This window comes from Paenibacillus sp. DMB5, from assembly GCF_001517085.1.
GTDB lineage: Bacteria > Bacillota > Bacilli > Paenibacillales > Paenibacillaceae > Paenibacillus_AQ.
On the sequence record NZ_LRAC01000174.1, the window covers coordinates 1 to 18370 of the forward strand.

Sequence of the window (18370 nt, forward strand, 5' to 3'; positions counted from 1 at the left end):
GCCCTTGCTTGGAATGAAATCTCCGGTGAGCAATAACGGCAAAGATCTTTCGGTCTTGCAGACCGCGGCAAATCGGCGTTGTTAAATAACCTGAATCTAGTGCAATGGCCTCCACTTCAAATCCAAAACGTTCCTGCTGGCGGTCCAGACGCGACAAATACGGCACGGAATCATGGACATTTCCGGGCGTGACATGGACATCCGTAATGAGATTGTATTTCAGATCTACCGTCCGGTGGTCCAGATAAAAAAAGCCTTCCGGTTTACCGTCGCGGATCATGTATCCGCTGTCGGGGTCGGTCTTGCTCACTTTAATTTCTTTTTCTTCTTTCACTTCCTCTCTAGGTTTTAAGGCTTTTTTCCATGGTTCTTCCGGTCTGCCTCTACGGCAGCGTTGAGCTCATCCACATAATCTTTGGTGTTTTGCAGTACCTGTTGTTTCGTGTACTGGTGTTTATTCGCATTCGCTTTAACGTGAGTAGAATCTGAGACAAGAACCCGTCCCCCCACCATCCTGTGCGAAATGGCCTGAAGCACAATCTCATCGAAAATATCTTGAAAAATGTTCGTATCTTTAAATCGGGTTCGCCGATTCCAACTAATCGTGGAGTGATCTGGAACCTTGTCGGTTAACCCCAGTCCAAGAAACCAACGGTAAGCTAAGTTTGTTTGGACCTCACGTTCTAACTGACGTTCGGAACGAATGCCGTAGAAGTACCCTAGGAAAATCATCTTGAACAGCACGACTGGATCAATTGCAGGGCGCCCGTTATCCGAGCAGTACAGGGGTCTAACCTTCTCATCAATAAACGAAAAATCTATATATTTATCCACCTTGCGAAGCAGTGGTCTTGGGGAACCAAATCTTCAATGGAAACAAATTCGAAAGCTTGTTGTTTTTCTCGATTGGAACGCAGCATCTTTGACACACCATCCGTTCTATAAATAGTTACCTATATTATACAACATTAACGCGGTGTCGTGTGAAACCAAGATCACATAAAGAAGGCTGTCGAGACTTTCTCGACAGCCTGGAAATGCGCTAAGCGCATTTCTTATGCAAGACTCTTCAGTTCTTCAGTCAGATAACGGAACGCCGCTTTATCTCCGGCCGCCAGCGCCGTGTCGATCTCCCGGTACAAGATGTCGGTACGACGCTTTCGCAGCGCTTCATCCCACACCATTTCTGCCGCAAGTCCTAGCATCACTTCATAGGTAGCCTTCATTTTGTCCATTCGATACACCTCCGCTGTTTAGAAGATTCCATATTCTTTTGCTTTGACTACATAACTTTCACTGGTCTGTTTCATCCGGAGCAGATCCTGCTCCGTAAGCTCGCGGACGATTTTTGCAGGAGAACCAAGACACAATGTATACGGCGGGATTTTTTTGTTTTCGGTTACAATTGAACCGGCTCCTATTAAAGCATATTCACCAATTTCAGCTCCGTTCAAAACAATTGCACCCATACCGATTAATGTGCCTTTGCCTATCCTGCAGCCGTGGATGATGGCGGAATGTCCGACCGATATCCCGTCCTCCAGGATCAGCGGCAAGCCATTGCCGACATGTCCTACAGCCCCGTCCTGAATGTTACAGCGTTCCCCGATCACTACCGGAGCAAGATCTCCCCGGAGCACTGCATTGAACCAGATGCTTGAATGCTGCCCTACCGTCACATCGCCTACCAGCTTGGCGCCTTCCGCCACGTATACAGATTCGTCAGTCCGCGGTATGTAATTCCCGTAAGCAATCCGCATATTCCTCCCCCTTACTTAGGCAGCCGCCTTGGAGTGGCCGCTTCCATTCCCCATGGGGTCATCATAATGACCGGGCCGTCCGGAGTCTCCCCCAGCCGGATCATCCCCAGATGAAGCATCATCCTTAGAACACGCTGTTCCAGAATGGAGGCCGCATCGTCATAGTAGAACGGTTTGATCAGCCAGCCTATTCCTTCCGTCAAGGAAGAGATGCTTACCCACTCTCCGGCGCTCTTACTAATCCAGTATACGATTGATGGAAGATTGGGAACAGCACCTTTATAGAGTTTTAACCAAAAGAAGAATATCTGCATCAGCCTTTCGGTTTTTCCTTCGGCGAGCAGTGTCTCTCCGGCAGCTGTCAGCTTCAAACGGAAGCCCTCTTCAGAAATATAACGGCGGTGTCTGGCATAATCATACAAAAGGGCCATTCTGGGCGGATAGTGCTCGCACGCTCTGCCGTAACCGAATCTCCACCCGCCTTTGCCAAGCAGCGGCTCGGGTATCTGGAGCGCATTCATCAGCCCCTGCTGATAACGTTTATAGAGTGCGCCCTCCTGGTTCAGCTCGGGCTCATTCTCTTTCACATAACGCATAAACAGCAGCAGATCGCCAGCCAGTAAATCCCCTTCGGACCGGTACACGCCAGGCTCACTGGCGTACACTACTTTTTCCCTGATATAACTGCCCATTTGTTCCAGGAAACGGCGTTTCAAATCCTCCGGAACCTGAAACAGATACTTGCTCTGCTGTGAGGTACCGCTGAACAGCCAGCCTCCATTTTTGAAACGGCTGACCATTTCACGATATCCGCCGTCTTTGCCGTCCGGAATATCAAAGGTTGCCTGTTTCGCTGCGGCCAGCAGATCCTCGAGACTAAAGTGGCTGCGTTCATCAAAAAGCAGTGTGTTCAGAAACCGCAATTCCTCCGGTTTACAGCTCCGGATATGAGAATCCATGAAATCCCGGCTTCCAAGCAGGATGAGAAGACTCTGGATCAAATCATGTTTCGAGTTTCGTTTGCAATCGCACTGGTAGCGTCCCGCTATCGCGGTAAGCTGGCCAATGTCCGCGTATGTGAGCATATCCGCCAGATTCATCATTCATCGCCTCACTGTTTTACTACCATTATGGGAAATACAGCCCTTTTTATTCCTTTTTTCTCAAAAAAAATAACCCGAAAGCTCGGGTTATCGCTGATTCTGTAAAATATGGCGTGTACAATTATACAAAAGCGCATTCCATTCCTGTTCGCTTTTCTCAATAATGGTCAGGGACAGATTGCCGAGACGTTCTGTGTACTTGTCTTTGTATAACGCTACATAGAGCTGGGCGAGAAATCCGCCATGGGAGATGACCAGTATATTACTGTCAGGGTAGCGGGCGGTAATATCCTCCATAAATGCAAGCCCCCGCAGCTGCAGCTGCTCATCGGTTTCCTGTCCTAGCTCAAGCAGATTCCAGTCCTTGCCCCATTTGGCCTCCCGCTCCAGCGCTGTCATCCCTTCCACCTGTCCGTAAGCACGTTCCCGGATTCGCTCATCCGGCTCGATCAGAGGGATACCCAGCTTCCCGGCAATGATCTTCCCCGTCTCTTCTGCCCGGGACAGACCGCTTGTTATGCAGAAATCCCAGCTGTAGGGTTCATTCAGCAGCCGCTCACCCAGCATTTCAGCCTGCCTCCGGCCTTCATCATTGAGCGGAATATCACTTTGTCCCTGTATTTTGCCTGCTGCATTCCAATCCGTCAGTCCATGGCGTATCAAGCCGACCAGCATCGCCTATCACCCTTCCATCCAGTATGTTTGCTTAATAATGTATCATGAATGCAAACAAATGTCTTCTTTTTGAAGTATTATGAACGTTTTTGAAGGGGTTTCAGTGCCGAAATCAACAAAAAGGTCCGCTTTACCCGGGGTAAAGGGACCTTGTCATTGTCTGCGGTAACGGTTCAGCCTTGTCAGCAGAAAGATCGACAGCGCTACGCCCAGCATGGATAATACCATCCAGTATTGCGGATGCGTCGGCCCCATGCTCACTACAAGCGGCTCAATAATTCCTCCTCCGGATTCCGTAGCAGGATAGGAAGAAGACCATTCCAGCGTAAGTCCGGCTACACCTGAATCAATAATGCCGCTCTGTGCCGAGCTTGTATTGGCGGGTGTTTTGAACATGGTGAAATATAAGAAGCTCGATAAAAACACGGCCAGAAAGCAGGCGATCCACAGGCTCAGCCTGCGGCGGAAAACAGCAGTATTGCCGGCAGTTTTCCCGTCCCCCGGCATCAGCCACGGGCTCTCCAGATAAATCCGTTCCATAACCTTCTGATTGACAGCCTCGGCGCGTTCAGCGCTGATCTCCAGCCTCAGGTCGTGCATAAGCTCGTTGCTCTCCTGCCAAATAGCCCATTCAGCGGCACAGTATGAACAACCCGCGATATGTCTTTCAAGCTCAATCCGCTTAGGATCAGTGGGGGGAGCATCCCACAACAGCGGAATGAAATCCTGCGCTTCCCTGCAGTTCATAGGCCTTACACCCTCTCAGCCTGCTCTTCCAGTTCAGGCTCATAAAAATAGGATTCGAGTTGGAGCTTCACACTGCTCCTTGCACGAAACAACAGTGATTTCACGGAGCTGACACTCTGATCCAAAATGACGGCAATTTCCTGATAGTCCATCTGATCATATTCACGCAGAATCAGCGCGGAGCGCTGCTTCTCCGGGAGATTATTGATTGCTTCACGGACCAGATTCATCCGTTCCTTGCGCAGTGCAGCCTGTTCAGGTGCCACCTCCGCCGGTGCTACAGGTGTATAGCCGCTCTCTTCGAGCGAGACATTTCCCGCGCGGTTCTTGCGCAGCTCACTGAGCACTGTGTTGCGGGCGATCGTGTACAGCCATGTTGAGAACGAAGCATCCACTTCACGGAAGGAATGCAGGCTCCGGAATGCTTTGTAGAATGTCTCCGAGCAGAGATCCTCTGCAATGAGCTCCATATGCGAATTCTTGAGCATATGATATACAAAAGCCAGTATCTTTCGCTGGTATCTCCGCATCAGTTCCGAATATAATTCTGTGTTTCCTTGCTTGATTAACTGGATCAACTGGGAATCCGTCATGGTGAGTTTAGCCCTCCTCGCCCTTGCACGATTAACCCGTCAGGTCCGTAACTGTATATACCGGCCTGGGGTAAAAAAGTTGCGGTGAATCCTCCAAATTTGCAATTCCGTAAATCCTAAAGTTAAAATCGGTAAGTTTAACTAAATAACGCAATACTTCCTATGTATATTCAGCTTTCCGGCAAATAAGAAATGCTGTATGTAAATACAGAAATAAAATTGCACATTCAAATATTTCCAAATGCAATCTATAAACATACTTAACCAGTATAGCATACATTCTATCAGGATGAAATTAGTAGACTTTTGTAAACCTATTCTTTACCATATGGCAGGAAAAGTCGAAATCCGGAGAAGCCGCTGGACTCAAATTAGTTTTAAAGAAAGTGTTGACAAAATGTAAACGGATACATATAATAAAAGTACAGTATGGTTTCTCTCCACTCCTATCCAAACACTGTACGATTCCAATATCCATTGTGAATTGTAGCCGCTTACTTTGTAAGCGGTTCTTTTTTTTGTTAAAAACCTTTTTTCCTCTGCCACCAGGCGGCTTCTGAAGCTCTTCAGGCTACAATCAAAAACAGCGCGTACCGGCTTAACCGGCACGCGCTGTTTCTCGTAGACAGCTTCTGTCTCCTGCACTTAAATGATCCTGGCAGCAGCAGTGCTGCTGTCTATACATATACTGTGTAATCTTTGTGCTGCAGAAGCACCTTGGCCCGCTCCATATCGTTCTCCTGGCGGAACGACAGTCGCATGATCCCGGGCACATCCTCACGGCTCTCAATAATCTGGACGTTGCTGAGGTTAATCCCCTGATCCCCGAGTTCAGTGGCGATGCGGCCGATAATCCCCGGATGATCGGGAACATCAATGTGCAAATCGAACAGCGGGGCAATCATACCCTTGCGTCGTTCCGGCAGCTGGCTGCGGAAGCCTCCCGCTTCATGGAAGGCCTCCTCGATGCCGGCGCCGTCCGAGCGCTCCAGCATCTGAATAAAGGAGGAAACCTCCTCATTCCAGTCCTTCAGAAGCCGCAGCATCACTGAACGGTTATTCAGCAGAATGTCGCGCCAGATAATCGGATCACTGGAGGCAATCCGGGTAATATCCCGGAATCCCCCTGCAGCCAGTGTACTGTAAAGCGAATCCTCTGAATCATAGGCATGAATCTGATTCACAAGAGCAACAGCGATAATATGCGGCAAATGGCTGATGGCCCCGACAATTTCATCATGGCGTTCCGGATCAAGCCGGACGATCTGTGCTCTCGTATGTAATAACAGGGATTTCAGTGCCTCATAGGCTTCCTCCGGCACTCCGGGCGGCGGCGTCAGCACATAGTAGGCATTCTCGAACAGCAGGGAAGAAGCGGCTTCCACACCGGAACGTTCCGAGCCGGCCATCGGATGGCCGCCAATGAAATGGACGCCGGGAATATCGAGGGAAACTGCACAGGCTGCAATGCTGGCCTTGGTGCTGCCGACATCCGTAATGATGCATCCCGGCTTGAGCGGAAGCTTGCTCAGCTGCTGCAGGTACTCCTCCAGCATGCCGACGGGCACGCACAGGAAGATATAATCGGCGTCAAGCGCCGCTTCCTCAACAGACAGAGTAGCATGATCCACTACTCCCCTGCTGACATATTTCACCGCAGATTCAGGACGGTGGGCATGGCCGACGACGGTCAGGCCCTCCTTGCCTTTAAAGCAAAGGGCCAGTGAGCCTCCGATCAGACCGACACCGAAGATTGCTATTTTTGTCGTCATATCTTTGTACTACCTGCCTTCTGTTATTTCGTCTTGTACTGAATCTGTTTAAGCCCGTACTTCCTGTTCAGACAGCGTCTGTTCCAGTGCACTGATAAAAGCCTTGTTCTGTTCCGCTGAACCCACAGTAACACGGATATAAGTCGGGTACAGACGGTGTCCGGCCCGGACAATAATGCCGAGACGCAGCAGGGCCTCAAATACCTCTACAGCAGGCTTGCGTACATCAACCATGATGAAGTTACCGTTAGCCGGGAAGGAATGAAGGCCCAGACGCCGGAATTCCTCCTGCAGCTGTGCAATCCCTTCACTGTTAAGCCGGCGGCATTCAGCCACATAGTCCTGATCAGCCAGAGCTGCCAGGGCTCCAGCCTGAGCCAGTCGGGAAGTGTTGAACGGCTCACGCACCTTATTGATCAGATTGATGATCTGCGGGCTGGCAACACCGTACCCGATACGCAGGGCGGCCAGACCATAAATCTTGGAGAAGGTCCGCAGAACCACCAGATTCGGATACTGCTCCAGCAGCTTGATCCCATCTGTATAGGACTCGTCTGTCACATATTCAAAGTAAGCCTCATCCAGCACCACCATTACTCCAGCCGGTACTGCATCCAGGAATTTAACCAGTGCGTTGTGCGGGACAATTGTTCCGGTAGGGTTATTCGGGTTGCAGATCCAGATGACCTTGGTTTTGTCAGTGACGCGGGCAAGCATGCCGTCAAGATCGTGGGTTCCGTCTGCCAGCGGTACTTCAATGGTAACAGCACCTTCAATGTCCGCATTGCTCTTGTATACAGAGAAGGTCTGATCAGCCATGATGGTCTCATCGCCGGGCAGGAAGAAAGCACGGCAGATTAGAGCAATAATCTCGTCCGAACCGCAGCCAAAAATGATATTATCGCTCTGCACGCCCAGATGTCCGGCCAGCGCAGCAGTCAGGTCAGCTGCTGAGCCGTCGGGATACAGGAACAGATTGTCGAGATCCGCGATAATGGCCGCTTTTGCACTCGGCGAAGCACCATACGGATTTTCATTGGAAGCGAGCTTGATAACCTCTTCCAGGCCAAGCTCTTTTTTAACCTCATCAATAGGTTTTCCCGGCTTGTAGACAGGGAGGTTAACGATATTCGGTTTCGGATTCATCTGTAGTCCTCACTCTCCATGAATAGTAACAGCCTGCTTCAGGCAGGCTTGACTGTTATGGTCTTAATTGTGACACAAATTCACGAATTTGCAACAGCCCGTCACTGCGGGTGGCCGGGTTTTCCAGGAGCGGTATAACCTCTTCCACCTTGCGGACAATCGCGCTGCCCACAACGACACCGTCACATATTTGTGCAAAGCGGGCCACCTGCTCGCCGGTTGAAATTCCGAAGCCTACGGCTACCGGCAGATCCGTTGCTCGGCGGACCGAAGCAATAAAGTCGTCTACACCACTGTGAAAAGATGACCGTTCCCCTGTCACACCCAGCGAGGATACGCAATATACAAAGCCGCTGGCGCCGGAAACGATCCGTTCGATCCGCTCACTGGAGGTCGGGGCAACCAGCGGAATGAGATTCACGCCTGCTTCACGGCTGCGGCGGCGCATCTCCTCCGACTCTTCTACAGGCAGGTCGGGAATGATCAGCCCGCTGATCTCATGTGTATCCAGCTCGGCAAAAAACGTATCCAGGCCCATCTGCAGCACCGGATTATAGTAGGTGAACAGGATGAACGGCAGCTTGCTGCCGTTCTGCCGGGCCTTCAGCGCGGTTTCCATACAGGTGCGGAGGTGAACCTTGCCGCGCAGCGCTCTGGATGAAGCCCGCTGTATGACTGGTCCGTCTGCCAGCGGATCGGAATAGGGAACTCCAAGCTCCAGCACATCCGCTCCCGCAGCCTCGAGCTCGGAGATAATATCCAGCGTAGTTTCAAGATCGGGATCGCCAACGGTAAGAAAAGGGATCAGGGCCGTTCTGCCTTCCTCTTTAAGCTTCCGGAAAGTCAGATCCATCCGGTTAGTCGTTTCAGTGGTCATTATAAATCCGCCCCTTCCGTATAAGCCATGATGGATTCCACGTCTTTGTCCCCGCGCCCGGAGAGGCAAATCACCACAATATCCTCCTTGCTGAGTCCGGGGGCAATTTTGGCCACATGGGCGATGGCATGCGCCGATTCCAGAGCAGGAATAATCCCTTCGGTTACGCATAACAGTTTGAGGGCGTCGAGCGCTTCCTTATCGGTAACGGGAACATACTTGGCCCGTTCGATGTCCTTAAGATAGGAATGCTCCGGGCCAACCCCGGGATAATCCAGACCGGCCGATATGGAATGGGCTTCAGTCACCTGGCCGTATTCATCCTGCAGCAGGTAGCTCATGGAGCCTTGGAATACCCCGTGCGTTCCTTTGCTCATGGTTGCCGCGTGGAAAGGGGTATCGACGCCTTTGCCGGCAGCCTCCACACCGATCATTCCTACACTTTCGTCTTCCATGAACGGGTAGAACATGCCGATGGCATTGCTGCCGCCGCCGACAGCGGCAACCAGCAGATCCGGCAAACGGCCTTCTGCCTCCAGAATCTGGCGCCGTGTCTCGTCGCCGATAATCCGCTGGAAATTGCGGACCATCATCGGGTAAGGATGAGGGCCGACAGCCGAGCCCAGAATATAGAACGTATCCTCAACATTGCTGACCCAGTAGCGCAGCGCTTCATTGCCGGCATCTTTGAGGGTCCGGGAACCGGAAGTCACCGGGATGACCTCGGCGCCAAGCAGCTTCATGCGGAACACATTAAGCGCCTGGCGGCGGGTGTCCTCTTCTCCCATGAACACTTTGCATTCCATGCCCAGCAGCGCCGCTACCGTTGCGGTAGCCACCCCGTGCTGGCCGGCGCCTGTTTCGGCGATAACCTTGGTTTTGCCCATTCTTTTGGCCAGAATCCCTTGCCCGATCGCATTGTTGATCTTATGGGCTCCGGTATGGTTAAGATCCTCACGCTTCAGATAGATCTTGGCCCCGCCAAGCTGTTTGGTGAGCCGCTCTGCATAGTACAGTGGCGTTTCACGCCCGGAATACTGTTTCAGCAGGCACTCTATTTCTTCCTGAAAAGCCGGGTCCGCCGAAAATTTGGCATAGGACTCCTCCAGCTCAATCAGTGCATTCATCAAGGTTTCAGGAACGAAGCGGCCTCCAAAAGAACCAAAACGCCCGTATTTGTCCGGTACTTGTATCATGATTGCTTCACCCTTTCCACGAAAGAAGTCATTTTGGCAATATCCTTTACCCCGCTGCTCTCTACTCCGCTGGAGACATCCACCCCATCAGGACTGTAATCTCTCAGTAATTCACCAACGTTATCCGGATGAAGTCCTCCTGCTACAAATAAAGGCAGTCCATGCCTTGCCGCAGCCTGCCGGAAGAACGGAATCCTGGACCAGTCAAAGGTACGGCCTGAACCGCCGCTGCCCTGCGGATCGTATGTATCCAGCAGCAGTGCGTCTACTGTCCCTGCATAGCTGTCCACCATGCTCTCGCCTTCAGTGCCTTCCGCTTGTCCGCTGCCGGCCACCGAAAGCGCCTTCCACACCTTAGCCTGGGGAAAAGCCAGCTTGACCTCCCTGCAGTAATCAGGACTTTCCTGCCCGTGCAGCTGAATCACATTCAGCGGAACAACGGCCAGAAGCTCCTGCAACTCCTTCAGTTCAGGATTCACAAAGACTCCGGCCGCGCCGGGAGCTTTGCCCGTTTCCCAGTTGGACAGTTCGGCAGCCAGCAGGGCTGCCTGTTCAGCAGTGACTCTGCGGCGGCTGGGCGCAAATACAAAGCCGATATAGTCGAGCGGCAATCGCTTCATAGATTTTAGCACTTCAACGTCCTGAAGTCCACAGATTTTTACCAGCGCTTCAGCCATGCAGGGCACGATCCTTTCCTGCAGAGACCGGTCCGAGCAGCCCGTGTACTGCTTCTTCTACGTTATCCTGACGCATCAGGTACTCTCCGACAAGCACACCGGCGGCACCGCTTGAGCTCAAATAATCAATATCTGCTGGACCGGCGATTCCGCTCTCACTGATTACAGGCACCTCTTGCGGCACAAGAGCCGCCAGCTCGGCTGTTGTCTCCAGCCGGGTCTCAAATGTGCGCAGGTTGCGGTTATTGATGCCGAGCAGCACATGGGGATTATTGATTTTACCGGTACTGATTACCAGCTCCAGCTCGCTTTGGTCATGAACCTCAATCAGTACATCCAGGCCGAGAGAAGCTGCCAGGTCAGTAAAGGAAGCCAATTGTTCTGAAGTGAGAATCGCCGCAATCAGCAGGATGGCATCCGCCCCCAGTATCCGCGCTTCGTAAATCTGCAGCTCGTCAATGATAAAATCCTTGCGCAGCAGCGGCAGACTCACCGCATCTCTTACCTGCTGCAGAAATGTATTGCTGCCCTGGAAATAGTCCCGGTCAGTCAGAACCGAAAGGCAATCGGCGCCCCCTGCCTCGTAGCCACGGGCTATAGCGGAAGGATCGAAATCCGCACGGATCAGCCCTTTTGACGGCGATGCCTTCTTAACCTCTGCAATCAGCCCCATCTCCCTGTTCCGGCGCTTTACCAGTGCATCTCTGAATCCCCTGGTAGCGGGCAGACCCGCTATGACCTCTTCAGCTATTGCTACAGAGAAGCTTGTGCCCAGGGCTTCAACCTCTTTTACTTTGGTGGCAACAATTTTATCAAGATACATAGTCAAGCTCCTTTGTCATGGCTTTCAGCTGCTCCAGCTTGAGCAGTGCTTTGCCGGAATCAATCATCTGACGGGCCTGCGCCACACCTTCATTCAGACTCTCTGCCAGTCCGGCAACATAAATACAGGCACCGGCATTAGCAAGGACAATATCACGGTATGGGGTAATCGCTCCTTGCAGTACATCCGTAATAATGGCGGCGTTCTCGGCTGCATCCCCTCCCAGCACAGCCTCCAGCGGATGGCGGCTCAGGCCGAGTTCTTCCGGCGTAATCTCATAAGTAGTGACAATTCCGTTCTTCAATTCAGACACCTGTGTAGGCGCCGAGATGCTGATTTCATCCAGGCCATCCAGACTGCTCACAATCATGGCCCGCTTGGAGCCCAGCTCCTTCAATACGTTAGCGACGATATCGGTCTTATTCCGGTCATAGATGCCCATCAGCTGCCGGTCGGCTCCCGCCGGATTGGTCAGCGGGCCCAGCATATTGAAGACGGTCCGAACACCAAGCTCACGGCGCGGAGCAGCGGCGTGCTTCATGGACGGGTGATAGATCTGTGCAAACAGGAAGCAGATTCCGATACTGTCCAGGCAGCGGCGGGCCTGCTCAGCATTCAGGTGAATGTTCACACCAAGCGCTTCCAGCACATCTGCACTGCCTGCTCTGCCGGAAGCGGAGCGGTTGCCATGCTTGGCGACGCGTACAGATGCAGCTGAGGAGATGATAGCAGAAGCGGTAGAGATATTAAATTTATGGATGCCTGAGCCTCCGGTACCGCAGGTATCCAGCAGCCTGGTGCGTTCTGTGAGCACCGGGGTTCCGAATCCGCGCATCGCCTCGGCAAAGCCGGTAATCTCTTCGACCGTCTCGCCCTTGATCCGCAGCGCGGTCAACAGGGCACCGATCTGTGCCGCTGAGGCGGTCCCGTTCATGATCGTTCCCATTATTTCACGGGCCTGCGCCCGGCTGAGGTTTTTTCCTTCGATTAATCCCGCAATTCCTGATTGTATTAACTGGCTTGCTTCCATAATGATCTTCCTCCTAAAAGTTTTATGGAGCATTCTCTGCTCGGCTCTTCTATTCTCACTGTTTCTCAGCTTACGGGGTATATTCGTACATGTAATCCTGATTGATTACCTGCGGCTCTCTGATCTCTGCCGGAAACATGGCTTCTGCCATCCGGATCGCCTTAAGCATCGCCTTTGCTTTGTTGAGGGTCTCCTCATATTCCTTCTCCGGCACCGAATCCCAGACGATTCCCGCCCCTGCCTGTACGTAGGCCCGGCCTTTGCGGAAGATAATCGTACGGATCGTAATACAGGAATCCATATTCCCGGAGAAGCCCAGGTACCCGATGGCCCCTGCATATGCTCCTCGGGCTTCCCGCTCCAGCTCGGAAATAATCTCCATCGCCCGCAGCTTGGGTGCACCGGAGACGGTTCCTGCCGGCAGGCAGGACAGGAAAGCATCGAAGAAATCCTTGTTGTCATCCAGCATTCCCGTCACGTTGGATACCATGTGCATCACATGGGAGTATTTCTCTATCTCCATAAAGGAATCGCATTTGACTGTGCCAAACTTCGATACCCGGCCAAGATCATTGCGGCCCAGGTCCACCAGCATCAGATGCTCTGCCCGTTCCTTTTCATCTTCCAGCAGCTCCTGGGCCAGTGCCCGGTCCTCTGCCTCGTCCGCTCCCCGCGGCCGGGTTCCGGCAATCGGCCGGGTTGCCACCCGGCTGCCGTCCACCTTCACCAGCGCCTCCGGAGAGGTGCCGACGATAATCTCCTCATCCATCTTGAGGTAGTACATATACGGCGAAGGGTTCAGCGTACGGAGCATCCGGTACACATGCAGCGGAGATACCTCAGTCTCAATATGCAGCCGCTGCGACAGCACTACCTGAAAAATATCCCCCGCCCGGATGTACTCTTTGGCCTGCTCCACATTGGCAATGTACTGCTCTTTGGTCAGGTTGGAATGAATCTGGCCCAGCTCAATATCCTCGGGTATACTGCGGCGGTTGACGTTTTCCTTGGGTCCTTCCTTCTGCAGCTCTTCAGCAAAGTCTTCCAGCTTGCCGTTCAGGGCTTCGTAGGCAGCCCGGATATCCGAATCCGTATCGCCGTCCTTAATGTGCAGGTTTCCTATAAGCAGGATCTGCTGCTTCACATGGTCAAACACTATGATGCGGTCGCAGAACATAAACCGGATATCATCCGTCCCGAGGTCATCTACCGCATGCGGGGACAGCTTCTCATAATATTGCAGCAGGTCGTATCCGAAGAATCCGATTGCCCCGCCGGTAAAAGGAGGCATCCCGTCCAGCTTGGGGCTGCGGTAGGAGCGGAGCAGCGCTTTAAGCTCTTCAATCGGTTTTCCGGTGAGCCTTCTCTGCTCCTCGCCTACTTTGACGTGGATGACGTTCTTTTTTCCCGAGATGGTCAGAAACGGATCACTGCCGATAAAAGAATGACGGGCCCACTGGATTCCGCCCTCTACACTTTCCAGCAGAAAGGCATGGGATTCACCGGCAAACCGCTGAAACAGCCGGATCGGCGTCTCCATATCAGCCAGCAGTCTTTTTACTACAGGAATCAGGTTATACTCCCGCGACAGCTTCACCACTTCTTCGATGCCAGGGTACGTCATTTGGAATACCTCCTTGGAATGGTCAAATCTATAATCCCGAATACAAAAAACCTCTACCGGAGTAGAGGTTGTGTAGGCAAGTATATGAAAAAGCGCACTGGACCAGGCATCATTTCTCCGAATTAGACAACATCGCCCTGAAAAGGATATACGGGTAGCGCAAATACTGCCACGATACACATCCATGGGGACATATGTAAAATAAACGGAATGCCTCAGATCTAACATCCTGCACTCATCTCAACTATACTCAACTAAGCTCAAACTAAACTCATCTTCTCTCGGCTAACTACACTATACATGATGACGGTGTTCATTGACAACCCGCAGCAGCAAATTATTTACTTGCTCTGTGAGAGATCAGGGCGAAGCTTCTTTGCTTCATTAAGGTAGACGTGGCGGATATCCCGCTGAGATTTGTCCGTATTGACCTGCACCATCAGACGGATACACTTCGGCAGGCCGCCCTTAACCGGGATTTCGACGGAGCACATAAGCGGCACCAGCTCCCAGCCTTCGATCTCGCGGATGGCCCGTGCCGGAAATGTAGCATCCAGATCACCGGTCACAGTAATCCATACGCTGCAGATATCTTCAGCAATAACATCATTGCGCTCAACAATTTCCCGGAGCAGGACTACAGTTTCACGTAAAATTTCATTTTCCTCATTATGGACAACGGTTGTTGCGCCGCGGATTCCCCGGTTTACCATGGGCTCCCCTCCTTCTTAAGCTGTGCGATAACCTCGCGCACGGCACTCTGCTGCACATCATTAACGATGCTCACAGCACCGATTGAATCAGGCACGATAAACGTCATTTTGCCTTCCTTGAACTTCTTGTCATGCATCATCGCTTCCATCAGCGCATCCTCGCTGTATTCCGCCGGCAGTCTTACCGGCAATGACAGCGCGGACAGCATGGATACGGTATCCTCGTAAATGCTGCGGTCCTTGCCCAGCTTAGCCGCCAGCAGCGCTGATCCGGCCATGCCGATTGCAATCGCTTCTCCATGCAGGAACACACCATAGCCGCCTACTGCTTCAATGGCATGGCCGATCGTATGCCCCAGGTTTAGAATGGCTCTCAGGCCATTCTCACGTTCGTCGGTACCGACACCCGGGCCTTGATCGCACATCCGCGCTCCAGCGCATAACCCAGTGCCTCGGCATCCAGAGCCAGCAAATCTGAAGCGTGCTCGCGGCACCAGTAGGCAAAGTCCTTATCGAGAATAAGGCCATGCTTCACCACTTCAGCCAGCCCGGATGACACCTCGCGGGGCGGAAGCGTACGCAGTGTGTCGAGATCATACAGGACCATAGACGGCTGATAAAAAGCTCCGATCATGTTCTTGGCCAGCGGATGGTTAACGGCTACCTTGCCGCCTACGCTGCTGTCATGAGCCAGAATAGTCGTCGGAATCTGGACGAACCCGATTCCCCGCATATAGGTAGCGGCAACATAACCCGCAAGATCGCCGACCACACCCCCACCAAGCGCCAGAACCGCAGAGCTGCGGTCCAGTCCGGCCCGGATGGCCGTTGTAATCACTTCTTCGTATACCGCCAGTGACTTGGATGCTTCACCGGACGGGATTACATGACTGACGACTGTATAGCCCTGTCCGCGCAGTGAGGCTTCGACCACATCCAGATAACGCGGGGCCACCTCACTGTCACTGACCACCAGCAACGGGCTGCGCAGCGGATACCCTGCATCCTGGCAGCGCGCACCGATTGTCTCCAGCAGTCCGCTGCCGATCAGGATCGGATAGGAGCGCTCGCCCAAATCCACCGTAATGCTGCGCATATCAGTAGCTCTCCAGCTGGGCCAGGTAATTGTTGTAGTTGGCTCTGATCTCCTCAAGCGAATCCCCGCCGAACTTGTCGAGGAAGGCTTTGGCAAGCTCCCAGGCTACAACATTCTCCAGCACGACACAGGCCGCTGGAACCGCACATGCATCTGAACGCTCTACCTGAGCCGTGAACGGCTCCTTGGTGTCGATGTCCACGCTTTGCAGCGGTTTGTACAGCGTCGGAATCGGCTTCATTACGCCGCGCACGACAACAGGCATTCCGTTGGTCATGCCGCCTTCAAAGCCGCCCAGCCGGTTGCTGGCCCGGTAGTATCCGCGGGACGGATCGTACATGATCTCATCATGCACCTGCGAGCCGCGCAGAACGCCGCTTCGAAGCCGATGCCGATTTCCACGCCCTTGAACGCGTTGATCGACATAACCGCTCCGGCAATTGCCGCATCCAGCTTGCGGTCATACTGCACATAGCTGCCGAGGCCGATAGGCAGGCCTTCCACGACACATTCCACAATTCCGCCGATGGAGTCGCCTTCCTCCTTGATCTTGTCTATGTACGCTTCCATCTTCAGCTCAGTCTCTTTATCTACAACTCTTACAGAAGATTCTTCCGTCTTGGCAATGAGCTCATCAATAGGCAGATCGTTTGCCGGCGCTTCAATCTCACCGATCCGGATCACCTGTCCGGCAATCTTGACACCGAACTCCGCCAGCAGCTGGCGGGCAACAGCACCTACCGCTACTCTTGCTGCCGTCTCGCGGGCGCTGGAGCGCTCCAGCACATTACGCAGATCTGTATGGTTATACTTGAGTCCGCCGTTTAGGTCTGCATGCCCCGGACGAGGACGGTTCACGCGCCGCTTCTCCTCGTCACTGCCGGGAATCGGCTCAATATTCATAATATTCTTCCAGTGTGTCCAGTCCTTGTTCTCCACTACAAGGGCTACCGGGGCACCTGTTGTATACCCGTGGCGTACTCCGCCGACGATCTGGGCCGTATCCTTCTCGATCTGCATCCGGCGTCCGCGGCCGTAGCCCTTCTGTCTGCGGTGCAGCTGAAAATTAAGCTCTTCGAAATCAAGTGTCAGATTGCTTGGCAATCCCTCGATAATGGCTGTAAGCTGGGGGCCGTGCGTTTCCCCCGCTGTTAAGTAGCGTAAACTCATGACGCGTTCCCCTTTCACACTTTTAAACTGTAAACCGCTAAAATATTAAAACTCTTGCCTCATTATAGTATAGCCTACACGCTTTGACAAGAAAGGATAAGCTCGGTCGGACGGCAGCCTTATACAAAATACCCCCGCAAAGCGGAGCCTGTGCATTGGTGCTGACTCAAGTACTTTGCGGGGGCGCTTTCATTTCAAAGAACAGCGCCGCCCGGCTCTTTCGAGCTCAGGCGGCGCTGCGGCACATCACGGTTCAGAGCTTCCACGTCTAGCTTCCGATCCTTTGCTGCGCCTCGGGAATGCTTTGCTTGCCTTCCTCCTGCCTGAGCAGGCTCTGCAGCTGCAGCTCTTCGACGCCAAGAATTTGCCCGCACTCGCGGACGGTCAGAAACCCGCGTCTGTACGCGGCAATGACCTTGCTTTTGTCCATGTGGATTAACGACCTTTCGCATAGCATACGGTACCTACTTTTCATTATCACTGAAAAGAGAATAAAGTATACCCGCTCCGGGCAGAACACCCTCTGGCGTGCGCAACCTGTTATTTTTTACGGTAAAAGAAGGTCTCCGTCGATTCAAACCCGTATTGGGCCGGGGTGAAAATCTGCTCTGTGCTGCCTACGAACAGATACCCGCCGGGACGCAGGCTAGCCGAGAATTTGTGATACAGCTTGTTCTTTGCCTCTTCTGTGAAATAGATCATCACATTGCGGCAGATTATCAGATCAAAACCGTCATCAAATTTGTCGAGCAGCAGATTCTGCTTGCGGAATTCGATATTTTTCTTGAGCGTTTCACTAACCTTGAACACTGGACCCTCCGGTGTGAAATAGCGGGCTGCAACATCCTTGGGCACATCCTTCAGGGAACGCTCCAGATAGAGGCCCTGCTTTGCTTTGGATAATGCCCCGTCATCAATATCCGTTGCAAGAATGCCGGTCTGGGTCAGCAGATTCTTGTCCGACAGGATCATAGCCAGTGTGTAAGGCTCTTCCCCGGTTGAACAGGCGGCACTCCACAGCTTCAGCCGGCGGCCGGAGCGCTGGAGCTCGGGCAGAATAACATCCCGCAGCACCTCCCAGCGGTTCGGGTTGCGCCAGAATTCAGATACATTGATCGTCATCCGGTCCAGAAATTCATAGAATAAAGCCTTATCCTTCATCATTGCGGCAAAAAAATCAGTAAAGGTATGATATCCGTTCTTCATCCGCAGTGTTGTCAGACGGCGCTTCATCTGCGCTTCCTTGTATTGGGCAAGGTCTATTCCTGTGCTTTGCTTGACGTTATGAATAAAGCCGGTATAATCCGGGTCTTGCGCTGTTGTTGTCTCTTCACGATCAGCCATCATTCATCCCTGCCTCCTACCGAA

At 52.7% G+C, this 18370-nt stretch carries 17 protein-coding genes and 3 pseudogenes; all 20 read right to left on the reverse strand.

Features of this window, described 5'->3' with window-relative positions; all coding sequences use genetic code 11:
* Positions 1 to 920 (reverse strand): annotated as a pseudogene (locus tag AWJ19_RS34495) (IS1182 family transposase); the annotation flags it as partial.
* 135 nt (positions 921 to 1055) lie between these two features.
* The gene (locus tag AWJ19_RS33055) at positions 1056 to 1235 is read right to left on the reverse strand and encodes an IDEAL domain-containing protein (RefSeq protein ID WP_038594463.1); all 180 of its coding nucleotides are present in this window, start codon (positions 1233 to 1235) and stop codon (positions 1056 to 1058) included.
* An 18-nt stretch (positions 1236 to 1253) separates the two neighbouring features.
* A complete protein-coding gene (locus AWJ19_RS33060) occupies positions 1254 to 1760 on the reverse strand; it encodes a gamma carbonic anhydrase family protein (protein ID WP_068729908.1) in 507 nt (168 codons plus the stop codon).
* An 11-nt stretch (positions 1761 to 1771) separates the two neighbouring features.
* On the reverse strand, positions 1772 to 2863 hold the full coding sequence (locus tag AWJ19_RS33065) for a hypothetical protein (protein ID WP_241781975.1): 1092 nt from the start codon (positions 2861 to 2863) through the stop codon (positions 1772 to 1774).
* An 87-nt stretch (positions 2864 to 2950) separates the two neighbouring features.
* Entirely contained in the window at positions 2951 to 3538 is a 588-nt protein-coding gene (locus AWJ19_RS33070) for a histidine phosphatase family protein (RefSeq protein WP_068729911.1), read from the reverse strand.
* A 153-nt stretch (positions 3539 to 3691) separates the two neighbouring features.
* Positions 3692 to 4285: a zf-HC2 domain-containing protein gene (locus AWJ19_RS33075; RefSeq protein WP_068729913.1), complete on the reverse strand. Its 594-nt coding sequence runs from the start codon at positions 4283 to 4285 to the stop codon at positions 3692 to 3694.
* A 5-nt stretch (positions 4286 to 4290) separates the two neighbouring features.
* Positions 4291 to 4878 carry a sigma-70 family RNA polymerase sigma factor gene (locus tag AWJ19_RS33080; protein WP_068729915.1) on the reverse strand — a complete coding sequence of 196 codons (588 nt, stop codon included), beginning with the start codon at positions 4876 to 4878 and terminating at the stop codon, positions 4291 to 4293.
* Positions 4879 to 5555: 677 nt separating this feature from the next.
* Positions 5556 to 6650 carry a prephenate dehydrogenase gene (locus tag AWJ19_RS33085; protein WP_068729917.1) on the reverse strand — a complete coding sequence of 365 codons (1095 nt, stop codon included), beginning with the start codon at positions 6648 to 6650 and terminating at the stop codon, positions 5556 to 5558.
* Between the two features lie 48 nt (positions 6651 to 6698).
* Complete coding sequence (hisC, locus tag AWJ19_RS33090) at positions 6699 to 7796, reverse strand: histidinol-phosphate transaminase (protein ID WP_068729919.1); 1098 nt, start codon at positions 7794 to 7796, stop codon at positions 6699 to 6701.
* A gap of 55 nt (positions 7797 to 7851) precedes the next feature.
* Positions 7852 to 8673: a tryptophan synthase subunit alpha gene (trpA, locus tag AWJ19_RS33095; protein WP_068729921.1), complete on the reverse strand. Its 822-nt coding sequence runs from the start codon at positions 8671 to 8673 to the stop codon at positions 7852 to 7854.
* Positions 8673 to 9869, reverse strand: coding sequence for a tryptophan synthase subunit beta (trpB, locus tag AWJ19_RS33100; RefSeq protein WP_068729923.1), 1197 nt, complete (start codon positions 9867 to 9869; stop codon positions 8673 to 8675). The genes trpA and trpB overlap by 1 nt, the downstream gene beginning before the upstream one ends.
* Positions 9866 to 10546 (reverse strand): phosphoribosylanthranilate isomerase, encoded by a 681-nt coding sequence (locus tag AWJ19_RS33105; protein WP_068729925.1) that lies wholly within the window; start codon positions 10544 to 10546, stop codon positions 9866 to 9868. Before AWJ19_RS33105 ends, trpB begins: the two co-directional genes overlap by 4 nt.
* Positions 10539 to 11369 carry an indole-3-glycerol phosphate synthase TrpC gene (gene trpC, locus AWJ19_RS33110; RefSeq protein WP_068729927.1) on the reverse strand — a complete coding sequence of 277 codons (831 nt, stop codon included), beginning with the start codon at positions 11367 to 11369 and terminating at the stop codon, positions 10539 to 10541. Before trpC ends, AWJ19_RS33105 begins: the two co-directional genes overlap by 8 nt.
* On the reverse strand, positions 11359 to 12399 hold the full coding sequence (trpD, locus tag AWJ19_RS33115; RefSeq protein ID WP_068729929.1) for an anthranilate phosphoribosyltransferase: 1041 nt from the start codon (positions 12397 to 12399) through the stop codon (positions 11359 to 11361). The genes trpC and trpD overlap by 11 nt, the downstream gene beginning before the upstream one ends.
* Positions 12400 to 12469: 70 nt before the next feature.
* Positions 12470 to 14023, reverse strand: coding sequence for an anthranilate synthase component I (trpE, locus tag AWJ19_RS33120; RefSeq protein ID WP_068729931.1), 1554 nt, complete (start codon positions 14021 to 14023; stop codon positions 12470 to 12472).
* A gap of 341 nt (positions 14024 to 14364) precedes the next feature.
* Positions 14365 to 14736 carry a chorismate mutase gene (gene aroH / locus AWJ19_RS33125; protein WP_068729933.1) on the reverse strand — a complete coding sequence of 124 codons (372 nt, stop codon included), beginning with the start codon at positions 14734 to 14736 and terminating at the stop codon, positions 14365 to 14367.
* Positions 14730 to 15832: pseudogene (gene aroB / locus AWJ19_RS33130) on the reverse strand (3-dehydroquinate synthase). Before aroB ends, aroH begins: the two are co-directional and overlap by 7 nt.
* A 1-nt stretch (position 15833) precedes the next feature.
* A pseudogene (aroC, locus tag AWJ19_RS33135) lies at positions 15834 to 17002 on the reverse strand (chorismate synthase).
* 268 nt (positions 17003 to 17270) lie between these two features.
* Entirely contained in the window at positions 17271 to 17432 is a 162-nt protein-coding gene (locus AWJ19_RS36085) for a hypothetical protein (protein ID WP_167360800.1), read from the reverse strand.
* Positions 17433 to 17542: 110 nt separating this feature from the next.
* Positions 17543 to 18346: a protein-glutamate O-methyltransferase CheR gene (locus AWJ19_RS33140; protein ID WP_068730145.1), complete on the reverse strand. Its 804-nt coding sequence runs from the start codon at positions 18344 to 18346 to the stop codon at positions 17543 to 17545.
* Between the last annotated feature and the right edge of the window lie 24 nt (positions 18347 to 18370).